Consider the following 12,909-nt stretch of genomic DNA (forward strand, 5'->3'; position numbering starts at 1 on the left):
TGACAAAGCAATAGCCGAAACGACCCGCGGACGATGGTCCGCGGGTCGTTTCGTTTCTTCTCGTATCTCCGCGTATCTCCGAGGGGCAAGGTGGCCGTGAGCGCTGATTCCATCGACTGGCGTAACTCCCGGATCGTGTCGGCGGTCAAGTTGCACCGCAGTCCGGTCCGTCGCAAGACCGGTCTGTTCCTGGCCGAGGGCGCGAATTCGGTCGAGGCGGCGCTGGACACCGGCCGGGTCGAGGAACTGTTCTTCTCGGAGAAGGCCGCCGAACGCGAGCACGCACTGGTCGCCGGGGCCGCCGCCCAAGGGGTGCGGACCACGATGGTGACCGACCGCGCCGCGGAGATGCTGGGGGAGACCGTGACCCCGCCCGGCCTGGTCGCGGTGTGCCGTCTGGTGGATGTGCCGCTGCGTGAGGTCCTCGACGCGTCGCCGCGCATGCTCGCCGTGCCCGTCGAGATCGCCGATCCTGGTAACGCGGGCACCCTCATCCGTGTGGCCGACGCCGTCGGCGCGGACGGTGTTGTGCTCGCCGGTGACTCGGTGGACCCGCACAACGGCAAATGTGTACGCGCTTGCGCCGGAAGCCTTTTCCACGTCCCTGTGGCTCGTTCCCGCGACATCGACGCCACCCTCGACGCACTGGAAGCAGCGGGCATCGCGCTTCTGGCCACCACCGCCAAGGGCGAGGTCGACCTCGACGACGCCGACGAGATCCTCAGCGGCCCGGTCGCCTGGCTGTTCGGCAACGAGGCGCACGGCCTGGACAAGGCCATCGCCGCCCGCGCCACCCACCGGGTGCGGATTCCCATTCACGGCCGCGCGGAAAGCCTGAATCTGGCTGCCGCGGCGGCCATCTGCCTCTACTCGAGTGCTCGGGTGCAGAACGCGAAGTGACCCTGACGGCGGGCTCCGGCCCGCCGGTCAGATGCCGTCCTCGCCGAGGTTCTCGAGGATCTCGGTGGCCCACGGCGGGTTGTCGGCCTCGAGGTCGGTGACGCCCAGCGCGGTCAGGTCGATGAGCAGCATGCCGGTGCCGAAGAAGCGGCGGACCTCGGAGGTCGTCGCGCCGGTCAGTTCCTTGGCGAGGTTGTAGAGCCGCCCGAAGTGGTCGCGGATATTGGCGCCGATGGCCGGATCGGCGGCCGCCGCGATGCCCTGCAGGAAGACCCGGGGCAGATCACGTTCGGTGAGGAAGTGCTCGCCGAAATGGCCGCCCAGGGTGTCGAGGCGGTCCTTGGGGGAGGCGTCCGGTTCCGCCAGGGTGGCGCCGGCGCGGAAGATCTCCTCGATGCGTCCGCAGACCTGGTCCAGCACGGCCAGGAACAGCTGTTGCTTGGTGCCGAACAGCCGGATCACGTAGGGCTGCGAGACCCCCGCGCGGCGTGCGATGTCATCGGTTTTCGTTGCCGCGTAACCGGATTCGGCGAAGGCAGCGGTGGCCGCGGCGAGCACTTCCGCGCTGCGTTCGGTCGCTGTCATCCGGGTCCTGGTCATGGCTGCCGAGCCTCCTCGTCGTCGCGGAATCAGTTGCGCTGTTGACATGTTATCAGCCGATGCATACTCTCTAGTTATCAGTCGATAACAACAAGGGGATCGGACATGACTGAGACACTCGAAACTTCCTCACTCGGGGGCACGGTGGCCGAACAGGCCCGGCAGCGCCCGCTCGCCGCGGTACTCGCCGCCGTGGGCATCCCGATGTTCATGGTCACGCTCGACAACCTGGTGGTCACCAACGCGCTGCCGGTCATCCGCACCGAACTGCACGCCTCACTCTCCGATCTGCAGTGGTTCGTGAACGCCTACACGCTGGCCTTCGCCTCGCTGCTGCTCACCGCGTCCGCGCTGGGCGACCGGCTCGGCCGCCGGCGCGTCTACCTGGGCGGCATCGCCCTGTTCACGCTCGGCTCGGCCGCGTGCGCGCTGGCCACCGAACCGTGGATGCTCATCGCCGCCCGCGCGGCCCAGGGCTTCGGCGGGGCGGCGGTCATGCCGCTGTCGCTGACGCTGCTGTCCGCGGCGGTGCCGGAGAAGATGCGCAGCGCCGCCATCGGCATCTGGGGCGGCATCTCCGGCCTGGGCATCGCGCTGGGCCCGGTGGTCGGCGGCGCGGTCGTCGACGGCCTGAACTGGCAGTGGATCTTCTGGCTGAACGTGCCGATCGGCCTGATCGCGGTGCCGCTGGTCGCCCGGGTGCTGAACGAATCCTTCGGCGGCGCACGGCGATTGGACCTGCTCGGCCTGGTGCTGTCGGCGGGCGGCGTGCTCGCGGTGGTGTGGGGCGTCATCCACGGCGCCGACGACGGCTGGACCTCGGCCAAGGTGCTGACCGGCCTGATCGGCGGCGCGATCGCGCTCGCGGCGTTCGTGCTCCGGGAGAGCCGGACCATCGACCCGATGCTGCCGCTGCGCCTGTTCCGCAAGCGCGGCTACGTCATCAACGTGGTGTCGTTCACGTTCTCGCTGGGCACTTTCGGCTCGATCTTCCTGCTGGCCCAGTACTTCCAGGTGGTGCAGGGGTACTCGCCGCTGGCTTCCGGCGTGCGGACGCTGCCGTGGACCATGGCCCCGATGGTGGTGGCCCCGCTGGCCGGACTCATCGTGGACCGGGTCGGCGCACGGGTGCTGGTGTCGATCGGGCAGGCGCTGCTGGCGGCGGCGCTGCTCTGGATGGCGCTCACCACGAGCGTGGACGTGTCCTACAGCCACTTCGTGCTGCCGTTCGTCCTGGGCGGTGTGGGCATGGGCCTGACCTTCGCGCCCACGGCGACGGTCGTCATGGCCAATGCGTCACCGGCGGATCAGGGCATGGCCTCGGGCGCCAACAACACCATCCGTGAGGTCGGTGTGGCCATGGGCGTCGCGGTGCTGGCCTCGGTGTTCGCCTCGCACGGCTCGTACCTGAGCCCGGCGGACTACGTCGACGGCCTGATCCCCGCGGTGAAGGTCGGCTCGGTCATCGTCGCACTGGGCGCGTTTGTGGCGCTGCTGCTGCCCGGACATCGCACCACGGCCGAAACGGTTTCCGGCGCAACCGTTCTCGCGCACTGAGCCGGATCCAGGGGAGAGGCATCATGTCCGGGACCCTCCTGCAGCCGGCAGTCCTGCTCATGCACGCGATCCGGCGGGTTCCGGTCAGGGCAGGGGAGACGGGGTAGCGCTCGCCTCGAAGGCCCCGGCGATGGTCGCGACGACGCGCTCCATCGTCGGGGCCTCGTCGGTGTTCAGTTCCCTTTCCACCGAGGTCATGTCGACATCGGGCAGCCCGCAGGCGACGGCCAGCTTCCACGGGGACAGGTCGCCGGTGACATTGAGGGCGAAGCCGTGGGTGGAGACATTGCGGCCGACGCGCATGCCGATCGAGGTGATCTTGCGGCCGGTGTCGCGGGTCCACACGCCGGTGAGCAGTTCCGAGCCGGGCGGGGTGACGCGGCGTTCGGCGGGGATGCCGAGTTCGGCCAGGGCCGTGACGATTCGGAGTTCCACGTCGCGGATCAGGTCGACGACGCCCTCGCCGGGTTGCAGCTTCACGATCAGATACCCGACCAGCTGGCCCGGAGCGTGGTAGGTGAGCTGGCCGCCGCGGTTGGTGGTGAAGACCGGGATATCCGTCCCGGGCGCGGGCAGGTGCGCCTCGGGCGTGCGTCGCCCGGTGGTGAATGTCTGCTCATGGCTGAGCAGCCACAGGGTGTCGGGGCGGGCTTCCGCCACGCGCTCCTCCCACATGGCCTGCATGCGGTCCATGGCCACCCCGTATTCGATGAGGCGGTCGGAGTCGTCGATCAAGGTCAGCGGCCGGGACTTCACGAACTCATTGGTACCACCTGGGCTACGCACGCTGCCGGGCGGACCGAAGGCGCCGCCCGGCTCGGATCAGGTGAGATCGTCGGGTAGGACGCGGAATGCCTCGTGGTCGGTCAGCGGCGTGAGCGCGCGGAAGTCGCGGCGGTCGAGCGTGAGTACGGCATCGGTTTCGTACTCGGCGGCCAGCGCGACGGAGATGGCATCGGCCAGATCGAGGTGGAGATCGGGGTAGAGGCGGCGCACCGCGTTGGCCTGGTCGAGGACGTCCGGGGTGATGGTCGCGATTTCGAAATGCTCTGTTCGGCTCTGCGCGGTCAGGTCCTCGATCATCTGAATCGAGATGCCGCGCCCGAGTACTCGCCGCGCGACATGGTCTATTTCCGCCAGCACCAACGGTGACAGCACGACCAGGCCCGCCGTTTCCAGCACTCGGAACGCCAGGTCGCTCTCCGGGCAGGAGGTATCGAAGGCGGCGATCAGGCCGGAGGTATCGCCGATGACGATGCCGGGGCCTTCGGTGGCGGGGTTCATGGTCGGTCCGGACTGCCGAAGTCATCGGCCAGGTATTCGTCGACGCGCTCCGCGAGCGTCGGATCGCCGCTCGCGAATCGGCGCAGACGCAAGGGCTCCGATCGCCTCCGCACCCGATTGGCTGCCAGATGTATTGCGTTGCGGATGATTTCGGCCTCGCTGACGCTGCTGCGCGCCGCTGCGTCCTTGATCACGGCTAGATCGTCGGCGTCGGCGTAAACCATCGTGCGCTTGAGGGTCATATGAGTATTGTGTCATATGTGGCACCCGGGCGGTTGTGGTCGCTGAACCACGTCGCTTCGGTGCCGCGAGCTGGGAAAATCCAGGTGAGGTGGGCTGATTACAAGGTTTACGATGCGACCAGCAAGAATGGGTGGGCAGTAACCATTACCGATAAGACTTTCCGCCCGACCCGTAACCAGCCTGGGGAGTGACGAACCATCGTGGCCGATGACAACAGTGCAGAGCAGACCGCCGCGTTGAGCGAGGAGTCGCTCTCCGCCGCCGCGGAAGCCGCGGAGAAGGCGTTCGCCTCGGCCTCGACCCTGGACGAGCTGGCCACGGCCAAGACCGAGTACATGGGTGGCAAGTCGCCGATCTCGCTGGCGCAGCGCTCCCTGGGCACGCTGCCCAAGGAGGAGAAGGCCGACGCGGGCAAGCGGGTGAACGTGGCGCGCGGCCGGGTGTCGCAGGCCTACGAGACCCGCCAGGCCGAGCTGCTCGCCGAGCGCGACGCGGCGGTCCTGGTGGCGGAGACCATCGACGTGACCCTGCCCGCCGACCGGCGCGCCGCCGGCGCGCGGCACCCCATCTCGGTGCTGTCCGAGCGGGTCGCGGACGTGTTCGTGGCCATGGGCTGGGAGGTCGCCGAAGGCCCCGAGGTCGAGACCGAGCACTTCAACTTCGACGCCCTGAACTTCCTGCCCGACCACCCGGCCCGCACCATGCAGGACACCTTCCACATCGCGCCGGAGGGTTCGCGGCAGGTGCTGCGCACCCACACCTCGCCGGTCCAGGTGCGCACCATGCTGTCTCGCGAGCTGCCGATCTACGTGGTGTGCCCGGGCCGCACGTTCCGCACCGACGAGCTGGACGCCACCCACACCCCGGTGTTCTCGCAGATCGAGGGCCTGGCCATCGACAAGGGCCTGACCATGGCCCACCTCAAGGGCACCCTGGACGGTTTCGCGCGGGCGCTGTTCGGCCCGAACACCACCACCCGCATGCGGCCCAGCTTCTTCCCCTTCACCGAGCCGTCCGCCGAGGTGGACGTGTGGTTCGAGGACAAGAAGGGCGGCCCCGGCTGGGTCGAGTGGGGCGGCTGCGGCATGGTGAACCCGAAGGTGCTCATCGCCAGCGGCATCGACCCCGAGGTGTACAGCGGCTTCGCGTTCGGCATGGGCCTGGAGCGGACCCTGCAGTTCCGCAACGGCCTGCCGGACATGCGCGACATCGTCGAGGGCGATGTGCGGTTCACGCTGCCGTTCGGCATCCAGTCCTGACCTGACCCCGATACGAGGAAGCGAAACGTCAAGTGCGAGTAGCTCAGTCCTGGCTGACGGACATCCTGCAGCGGACCACCCCCGGGTGGTCGGTGACGGCCGAGGAGCTCGACGCGGGGTTCGTCCGGGTCGGTCTCGAGGTCGAAGAGGTCGACCAGCTGGCGCCCATCGGCGGTGACATCGACAAGCCGCTGGTGGTCGGCCGGGTCGCCGAGATCACCGAGCTGACCGAGTTCAAGAAGCCGATCCGCTTCTGCAAGGTCGACGTCGGCAACCCCGACCTGCAGGAGATCGTCTGCGGCGCACGGAACTTCGCCGTCGGCGACCTGGTCGTGGTGGTGCTGCCCGGCGGCGAGCTGCCCGGCGGATTCAAGATCTCGTCGCGGAAGACCTACGGCCACACCAGCAACGGCATGATCTGCTCGGTCGCCGAACTCGGCATCGGCAAGGACCACAGCGGCATCCTGGTGCTCGAGCCCGGCACCGCCGAGCCCGGCGCGGACGCCAACGAGCTGCTGGGCCTGGGCGACACCATCATCGAGCTGGCCATCACCCCCGACCGCGGCTACGCGTTCTCCGCGCGCGGCCTGGCGCGTGAGCTGGCCTGCGGTTTCGACCTGGAGTACGGCGATCCGGCCGTGCGGCTGCTGCCGGACTCCGAGGTCGAGGCGTGGCCGGTGAAGATCGACCCCGAGTCGGGCTGCACGCGTTTCGCGGTGCGCCGCGTCACCGGCATCGACCCGAAGGCCGTGAGCCCGTGGTGGCTGCAGCGCCGTCTGCTGCTGTCGGGCGTGCGCCCGATCTCCCCGGCCGTGGACGTCACCAACTACGTGATGCTCGAACTCGGTCAGCCGCTGCACGCCTTCGACGCCGCCAAGGTGCGCGGCGGATTCGTGGTGCGCCGCGCCAACACCGGCGAGACCCTGCGCACCCTGGACGAGGCCGAGCGCACCCTCGATGCCGAGGACGTGGTCATCGCCGACGAGTCCGGCGTCATCTCGCTGGCCGGCATCATGGGCGGCGCGAGCACCGAGGTGTCGGACACCTCGACCGACATCCTGCTCGAGGCCGCCACCTGGAACCCGGTGGCCGTGGCCCGCACCGCGCGTCGCCACAAGCTGGGCTCCGAGGCCAGCCGCCGCTTCGAGCGGATCGTGGACCCCGAGGTCAATATCGCCGCCCTCGATCGCGCCGCCACCCTGCTGGCCGAGATCGCCGGTGGCACCGTCGAATCCGTGCTGACCGACGTGCGCGTGCCCACCCCGGCCGCGGCGCCGATCACCATGGACATCGATCTGGCTGACCGCACCGCGGGCGTGCACTACGCGCCCGGCGCGGCCACCCGCCGCCTGCAGCAGGTCGGCTGCGCCATCGAGGTCGGCGTCAGCGAGGCGGGTCACCCGCAGCTGATCGTGACCCCGCCGTCCTGGCGTCCCGACCTCACCCAGCCCGCCGACCTGGTGGAGGAGGTGCTGCGACTGGAGGGTCTGGACCAGATCCCGTCGGTGCTGCCCACCGCTCCTGCCGGCCGCGGCCTCACCGCCGCCCAGCTGCGTCGCCGCGCGGTGAGCAAGGCGCTGGCGTTCGAGGGCTGCGTCGAGGTGCCCGCCCCGGTCTTCATGCAGGCCGGTGTCTTCGACACCTGGGGTCTGGACGCCGACGACCCGCGCCGCAACACGCTGCGGGTGCTGAACCCGCTCGACGTCGAGCGCGCGGAGCTGTCGACCACCCTGCTGCCCGGCCTGTTGGAGATCGCGGCCCGCAATATCTCTCGCGGCCAGCGCGATCTCGCCATCTACGCGATCGGCCAGGTCACCCTGCCGACCGAGCAGACCGCGCCCGTCGGGCTGCTGCCCGTGGACCGCCGCCCGACCGATGACGAGATCCAGGTCCTGCTGGACTCGCTGCCCGAGCAGCCGACCCGGGTCGGCGCGGTCCTCACCGGCCGTCGTGAGCCGCGCGGACCGTGGGGCCCCGGCCGCCCGGTCGAGGCGTCGGACGCCTTCGCCCTGGTCGACGCGATCGCCCAGGCCGCCGGTCTGACCATCGAACGCCGTGCGGCGCAGTTCCTCCCGTGGCATCCGGGCCGGTGCGCCGAGCTGCTGGTGGACGGCGTCGTCGTCGGCCACGCGGGCGAACTGCACCCGGCCGTGCTGGAGCGTTCCGGCCTGCCGCCGCGCACCTGCGCCTTCCAGCTCGACCTCGACGCCCTGCCGCTGCGTGAGATCCGGCCCGCCCCGGTGGTTTCCGCGTTCCCCGCGGTGCTGCAGGACGTCTCGGTCAGCGTCGACAAGGCCGTTCCCGCCGTGACGGTGGAGAACGCGCTGCGGACCGGCGCGGGCGAGCTGCTCGAGGACATCTCCCTGTTCGACGTGTACGAGGGCGCGCAGGCGGGTGAGGGCCGCAAGTCCCTGACCTACGCCCTGCGCTTCCGGGCCACCGACCGCACCCTCACCGAGGACGAGGCCAGCGCCGCTCGTGACGCGGCGGTCGCCCGCGCCGCGGACGCGGTGGGCGCGGTGCTGCGCGGCTGATCCAGGCCATCACCGAAAGGGCCCCGATCCTGGTGGATCAGGGCCCTTTCGGTATGAATGAACCATGTGGCATCCGGCGACGGCCGTCCTCAACGCGCTCAGCTACCAACCGGGCGAGCGGGGCATCGCGATGACTCCTGACATGTACGGGTTCGCCTACGACGACATGTACTTGCGGACCTCCGACGGGGAGACCGTCAACGCGTGGTTCGTGCGGGCGGTGGGGGAACCGGTGGGGCACATCCTGTTCGCGCACGGGAACGGCGGGAACCTCGGGGATCGGTCGCCGATGCTGGCCATGCTGGCGGCGGCCGGATTCGATGTGATGGTCTTCGACTATCGGGGGTACGGGCGCAGTACCGGGCGGCCGGGTGAGAGCGGGACCTATCGGGATGTGCGGGCCGCGCGGGAGGCGTTGCTGGCGCAGCCCGGGGTGGATGCCGAGCGGGTGGTGTACCTCGGCAAGTCGCTCGGCGGGGGAGTGATGCTGGAGTTGGCGAACGCGGCGCCGCCCGCGGCATTGCTGCTCATGTCGACGTTCACGAGCATGCGGGACGCGGCGACGGCGGTGTATCCGTTCCTGCCGAAGATGTTCGTGCCCAACGCCTATCCGAGTCTGAAGCGGATTCGGCGGTTGCGTTGCCCGGTCCTGATCATGCACGGCGACGCGGACGAGCTGTTGCCCGTGCGGATGGGTCGGGAGTTGTTCGCGGCGGCGCCGGAGCCCAAGGAGCTGGTGATCTATCCGGGCGGGCTGCACAACAATCTGATCGGATACCCCGGCTGGGCCGAGCGGGTCGCGTCCTGGGCGGCGGGCGTACTACCGCCCAGGCGGCTCATTTCCGGATGATATTGGCGAGGAACTCGGCATTGCCGCCGGTCTTGCGCAGGCCGTCGAGGAGCAGGTCGAGGGCGCGCTGATCGTCCAGATCGGCGAGCGTGCGGCGCAGGGTGGCGACGGCCTGACGTTCGGCCGGATCGAGCAGCAGATCGTCGCGGCGGGTGCTGGACTTGGCGATGTCCACCGCCGGGAAGACATGGCGGCCGGCCAGGGCGCGGTCGAGCTTGAGTTCGGCATTGCCGGTGCCCTTGTACTCCTCGAAGATGACGGTGTCGGCGAGCGAACCGGTTTCGACGAGCGCGCTGGCCACGATGGTCAGCGAGCCGCCGTTCTCGATATTGCGGGCCGCGCCCAGGAACCGCTTGGGCGGCAGCAGCGCGGTGGAATCCACACCGCCGGAGAGGATTCGGCCCGAGGCCGGTCCGGAAGTGTTGTAGGCGCGGGCCAGCCGGGTGAGCGAGTCGAGCAGGACGACGACGTCGCGGCCCTCCTCGACCAGGCGCTGCGCCCGTTCGATGGCCAGCTCGGCCAGGGCGGTCTGCTCGGCGGGGGAGTGGTCGAAGGTGGCGGCGACCACCTCGGCGGGGACGCCGCGCGACAGGTCGGTGACCTCCTCGGGGCGTTCGCCGACCAGCACCAGCATGAGGTGCGCCTCCGGGTGGTTGACGGCGATGCCGTGCGCGATCGACTGCAGCACAGAGGTTTTGCCCGCCTTCGGCGGTGCGACGATCAGCGCGCGCTGGCCCTTGCCGATCGGCATGATCAGGTCGGTGACGCGGGTGGTGAGCTTGTTCGGCTGGGTTTCCAGCCGCAGCCGCTCGTTCGGGTGGATGGGGGTCAGGTCCCGGAAGTGCGGTCGCGCGCCCGGCTCGGCGGCCGATCGGCCGTTGACGGTGTCGACGCGCACGAGGGGAGCTTGCTTGCCGCCCTTGGGATTCGGCTGCGCGAGTCCGGTGACCAGGTCGCCGCGGCGCAGTCCGTGCGTGCGGATCAGGCGGGCCGGGACGTGGACGTCGTGCGGGCCGGGTAGGTAGCCGTCGCGCCGCAGTACGCCGGTCTGGCCGTGCAGGTCCAGGATTCCCGTTGCGGGAGTGAGTGTTTCGATGTGATCGAGGGCCGGGGCCGGATCGGTGGATACGACCGGGGGCCGGATTTCGGTGGTTGTCATGGTGTTCTCCTTGGTGTGGCCGGATGCGGCCGAGGGCGGTGGATGACCGCGGATGAATGTCGAGGGATCGCCGCGGGGGCGGGATCTGCTCGGTGAGGAAGGAAATCGCGGTGGGAGGGACTCTGCGTCTACCTGCGTCCACGGGATCGCGACGTCACCACGGTACGTCACCCCGCGGGGCGCGGTCAATGCGTAGCCTGGAACCCATGAGCGATGCCAGGGAACTCGCGGCGTTGTTGGCGCAGCTGCCGGATGCCGAACTCGCGGCCGTGGTCGCCGCCGCCACCGAGGGTCGGGCCGGTCTGGCCGCCCTGCACGCGGTGGCCCGGTCCCTGACCGATACTCTCGGTCATGCCCCGGACGTCATCGATGTGACTCCTGACACCCTGCCAGTGGAAGGCTATTCACAGTCTGAGACGGTCGGGGGATCCGGGCAGGTCGGAGTGGGTCCGGTGGCCGCCGGGATACCGGTACCGCCTGCGGGTATCCCCACCGCGCCCGCGGTCGGCGGCTATACCTCCGCGGGCATCCCTACTTTCGAGTCAGTTCGCGATAAGGTCGAGCAGCGCTACGGGACCTCGCAGGGGATGGGCGAGCTCGATCGGCAGACACCAGTGGGCCGTAGCGTAGAGGAACAGTGGGATGCGCGAGCCGAGGCCGCGCGGGAACGACTGGATCGCATTCGAAAATCGATGCAGGGCAACGATTCCGAGTAGGTCCGGCGTTCCGTCCGAGAATGGGTGGAACCTTTGACCGAGCCGCGCGAAATTGCCGAGAAACTGCTGGATCTCCAGGTCGACTTCATTGTCGCCGAGGTCTCCGGCGACCGCTTTGCCGAAGTGATCGCCCGCGATGTGGAAGCGGTGATCGGCGTCGCCGACACCATCATCTTCCGCGACGTGGTCGAGATCGATCAGGCCAAGCAGACCGTCGCCACTGTCATCGACCTCATCGGCGGCAGCCCGGTGCTGGGCGAGATGGTCGGCACGCTGGCCGACACGCTCTACGAGGACATCGCCGGGAACACCGAGTACACCCTCGGGGACGTGGTCGACCGCGAACCGGTCGAACAGCTGCTGGAGAAGCTCTTCGGCATGCACCAGGCGCAGGAACGGATCCTGGAACGCCTCACCGAGAGCCCCCTGATCGCGACCGTGGCCGCCAAGTTCGTGGACAAGCTGGTCGACGATCTGATGGAGGCCAACAAGCAGATGGCCTCGAAGATTCCCGGGGTCGGTTCGCTGGTGTCGATGGGCACCAATGCCGCCAAGACCGCGCGCAAGGCGGCGGAGAAGGCCGGCGGCACCTTCATCGGCGAAATGGCCGGGAAGGGAGCGCAATTCGCGCTGAAGCGGACCAACAACGCCATCCGCGAGATGCTGCGCGACGCGCCCGTGCACGACGCGGCCATGGAGTTCTGGGACCTGCACGCCGGGGAACCGGTCAGCGGCCTGCGCGAGTACCTGTCGCAGCAGGACCTGAAGGAGCTGGCGCTGATCATCCACCGGATCGGCGTGACCACCCGCAACAAGGAATACGTCGGCGTGCTGGTGGACCGGGGCGTCGAGGTGTTCTTCGAGAAGTACGGCGACCACACCCTGGCCGCCATGCTGCCCGAGCTGGGCCTGTCGGAAGCGGTCATCGCCGAGGAGATCCTGCGCTACGGCCCCGCCGTGGTGGAGGCCGCCAAGCGGAACGGCGTCCTGGCCAAGCTGATCCGCGAGCGGCTGGAGCCGTTCTTCCTGTCCGAGCCGGTGCTGGCGGTGCTCGCCGGGAGCTGACGCCCGAGTCTCGATCCGGGGCCGTACGCGGTGATCGCGTGCGGCCCCGCGTCATTCCCTGGAGGGAATCGCGCAGCGTATCGATTCCTCGCAGACTCATGGTCATGACGAACAACGACATCGGCCTGAACGACATCGCCGCCCGCTACCTGGCCCAGTGGAACGAATCCGATCCGGAGGCGCGCCGCAAGCTCATCCGCGACCTGTGGGCCGAGGACGGCGCGCAGATCCTCGTCGATCCGCCCGAGGCCATGCGCACCGCGGCCGCCGAGCTGAACTTCCCGATCCCGGCCCTCGAGGTCCGCGGCCACCACGCGCTGGAACGTCGCGTGGAACGCGCCTACGACATGTTCATCGGCACCGGGCACCGCTTCGTGCAGCGCGGGGAGGCGACGGCGCTGCTGAACCATGTCGTCGCCTTCACCTGGTCCATGGTGACCGAGGACGGCACCGTGGTCGGTGGCGGCCTGGACGTGCTGGCGCTCGACGAGGACGGCCGCATCCGCACCGACCATCAGCACATCGCCATCGCCTGACGGCGTGGGTGAAAACCGTTGTGCGACCGGCGATGCCCGCGCCGCCGCGGTGCCGCACCGGACTGGGATCGGCTCTGGTCGACCGAGGTGTCGCCCGCCGATATCGAGCGCCGACCCATCCGGGTGCGCTCACCCGAGACCGGCGAATGGGTGAGCACGCGCGTACAGCTCTTCACATTCGAGCTGCCGCAGCGGCCGTGGTGGAT

The 12,909-nt window shown here is 69.3% G+C and carries 13 protein-coding genes; 8 read left to right on the forward strand and 5 right to left on the reverse strand.

The genetic code is table 11. From position 1 onward, the window contains the following. Window positions 1-96 precede the first annotated feature (96 nt). A complete protein-coding gene (locus tag ACFV4K_RS20460) occupies window positions 97-900 on the forward strand; it encodes a TrmH family RNA methyltransferase (protein WP_379276812.1) in 804 nt (267 codons plus the stop codon). A 27-nt stretch (window positions 901-927) separates the two neighbouring features. On the opposite strand, the gene ACFV4K_RS20465 is transcribed toward ACFV4K_RS20460, so the two are convergent. Further along, window positions 928-1,500 (reverse strand): TetR/AcrR family transcriptional regulator, encoded by a 573-nt coding sequence (locus ACFV4K_RS20465; protein WP_379276814.1) that lies wholly within the window; start codon window positions 1,498-1,500, stop codon window positions 928-930. Window positions 1,501-1,605: 105 nt separating this feature from the next. Between ACFV4K_RS20465 and ACFV4K_RS20470 the strand changes: the two genes are divergently transcribed. Continuing rightward, complete coding sequence (locus ACFV4K_RS20470; protein WP_379276816.1) at window positions 1,606-3,057, forward strand: MFS transporter; 1,452 nt, start codon at window positions 1,606-1,608, stop codon at window positions 3,055-3,057. An 84-nt stretch (window positions 3,058-3,141) separates the two neighbouring features. On the opposite strand, the gene lipB is transcribed toward ACFV4K_RS20470, so the two are convergent. The 3 genes from lipB to ACFV4K_RS20485 all read right to left on the reverse strand — a co-directional run bounded on the left by lipB (window position 3,142) and on the right by ACFV4K_RS20485 (window position 4,583). After that, window positions 3,142-3,813 carry a lipoyl(octanoyl) transferase LipB gene (gene lipB, locus ACFV4K_RS20475; protein ID WP_379276817.1) on the reverse strand — a complete coding sequence of 224 codons (672 nt, stop codon included), beginning with the start codon at window positions 3,811-3,813 and terminating at the stop codon, window positions 3,142-3,144. A gap of 66 nt (window positions 3,814-3,879) precedes the next feature. Then, entirely contained in the window at window positions 3,880-4,341 is a 462-nt protein-coding gene (locus tag ACFV4K_RS20480; protein WP_379276819.1) for a type II toxin-antitoxin system VapC family toxin, read from the reverse strand. Then, window positions 4,338-4,583: a CopG family transcriptional regulator gene (locus tag ACFV4K_RS20485; RefSeq protein WP_379276820.1), complete on the reverse strand. Its 246-nt coding sequence runs from the start codon at window positions 4,581-4,583 to the stop codon at window positions 4,338-4,340. The genes ACFV4K_RS20480 and ACFV4K_RS20485 overlap by 4 nt, the downstream gene beginning before the upstream one ends. Window positions 4,584-4,784: 201 nt before the next feature. Here ACFV4K_RS20485 and pheS point away from each other — a divergent pair, with 201 nt between their 5' ends. The 3 genes from pheS (at window position 4,785) to ACFV4K_RS20500 (ending at window position 9,227) form a co-directional block, all read left to right on the forward strand. Next, window positions 4,785-5,843, forward strand: coding sequence for a phenylalanine--tRNA ligase subunit alpha (pheS, locus tag ACFV4K_RS20490; protein WP_379276822.1), 1,059 nt, complete (start codon window positions 4,785-4,787; stop codon window positions 5,841-5,843). Between the two features lie 32 nt (window positions 5,844-5,875). Further along, entirely contained in the window at window positions 5,876-8,377 is a 2,502-nt protein-coding gene (gene pheT, locus ACFV4K_RS20495; RefSeq protein WP_379276823.1) for a phenylalanine--tRNA ligase subunit beta, read from the forward strand. Window positions 8,378-8,441: 64 nt separating this feature from the next. Further along, on the forward strand, window positions 8,442-9,227 hold the full coding sequence (locus tag ACFV4K_RS20500; protein ID WP_379276825.1) for an alpha/beta hydrolase: 786 nt from the start codon (window positions 8,442-8,444) through the stop codon (window positions 9,225-9,227). Here the strand turns inward: ACFV4K_RS20500 and ACFV4K_RS20505 are convergent. Then, window positions 9,214-10,386, reverse strand: coding sequence for a transcription termination factor Rho, short form (locus tag ACFV4K_RS20505; RefSeq protein ID WP_379276826.1), 1,173 nt, complete (start codon window positions 10,384-10,386; stop codon window positions 9,214-9,216). The genes ACFV4K_RS20500 and ACFV4K_RS20505 overlap by 14 nt on opposite strands. A gap of 206 nt (window positions 10,387-10,592) precedes the next feature. Between ACFV4K_RS20505 and ACFV4K_RS20510 the strand changes: the two genes are divergently transcribed. From ACFV4K_RS20510 to ACFV4K_RS20520, 3 genes are all read left to right on the forward strand, one after another. Further along, window positions 10,593-11,102 carry a PspA/IM30 family protein gene (locus ACFV4K_RS20510; RefSeq protein WP_379276828.1) on the forward strand — a complete coding sequence of 170 codons (510 nt, stop codon included), beginning with the start codon at window positions 10,593-10,595 and terminating at the stop codon, window positions 11,100-11,102. A 24-nt stretch (window positions 11,103-11,126) separates the two neighbouring features. Continuing rightward, on the forward strand, window positions 11,127-12,167 hold the full coding sequence (locus ACFV4K_RS20515) for a hypothetical protein (protein WP_379276830.1): 1,041 nt from the start codon (window positions 11,127-11,129) through the stop codon (window positions 12,165-12,167). A 104-nt stretch (window positions 12,168-12,271) separates the two neighbouring features. After that, window positions 12,272-12,703 (forward strand): hypothetical protein, encoded by a 432-nt coding sequence (locus tag ACFV4K_RS20520; protein ID WP_379276831.1) that lies wholly within the window; start codon window positions 12,272-12,274, stop codon window positions 12,701-12,703. Window positions 12,704-12,909 lie beyond the last annotated feature (206 nt).

Source organism: Nocardia sp. NPDC059764 (assembly GCF_042732555.1).
GTDB lineage: Bacteria > Actinomycetota > Actinomycetes > Mycobacteriales > Mycobacteriaceae > Nocardia.

What these genes read in the sequence shown, in the direction of transcription:
- ACFV4K_RS20505 (WP_379276826.1), bottom strand. Translation starts at nt 10,386, where the DNA reads ATGACAACCACCGAAATCCGGCCCCCGGTCGTATCCACCGATCCGGCC.
- ACFV4K_RS20470 (WP_379276816.1), top strand. Translation starts at nt 1,606, where the DNA reads ATGACTGAGACACTCGAAACTTCCTCACTCGGGGGCACGGTGGCCGAA.
- ACFV4K_RS20465 (WP_379276814.1), bottom strand. Translation starts at nt 1,500, where the DNA reads ATGACCAGGACCCGGATGACAGCGACCGAACGCAGCGCGGAAGTGCTC.
- ACFV4K_RS20485 (WP_379276820.1), bottom strand. Translation starts at nt 4,583, where the DNA reads ATGACCCTCAAGCGCACGATGGTTTACGCCGACGCCGACGATCTAGCC.
- ACFV4K_RS20480 (WP_379276819.1), bottom strand. Translation starts at nt 4,341, where the DNA reads ATGAACCCCGCCACCGAAGGCCCCGGCATCGTCATCGGCGATACCTCC.
- ACFV4K_RS20500 (WP_379276825.1), top strand. Translation starts at nt 8,442, where the DNA reads ATGTGGCATCCGGCGACGGCCGTCCTCAACGCGCTCAGCTACCAACCG.
- ACFV4K_RS20520 (WP_379276831.1), top strand. Translation starts at nt 12,272, where the DNA reads ATGACGAACAACGACATCGGCCTGAACGACATCGCCGCCCGCTACCTG.
- ACFV4K_RS20510 (WP_379276828.1), top strand. Translation starts at nt 10,593, where the DNA reads ATGAGCGATGCCAGGGAACTCGCGGCGTTGTTGGCGCAGCTGCCGGAT.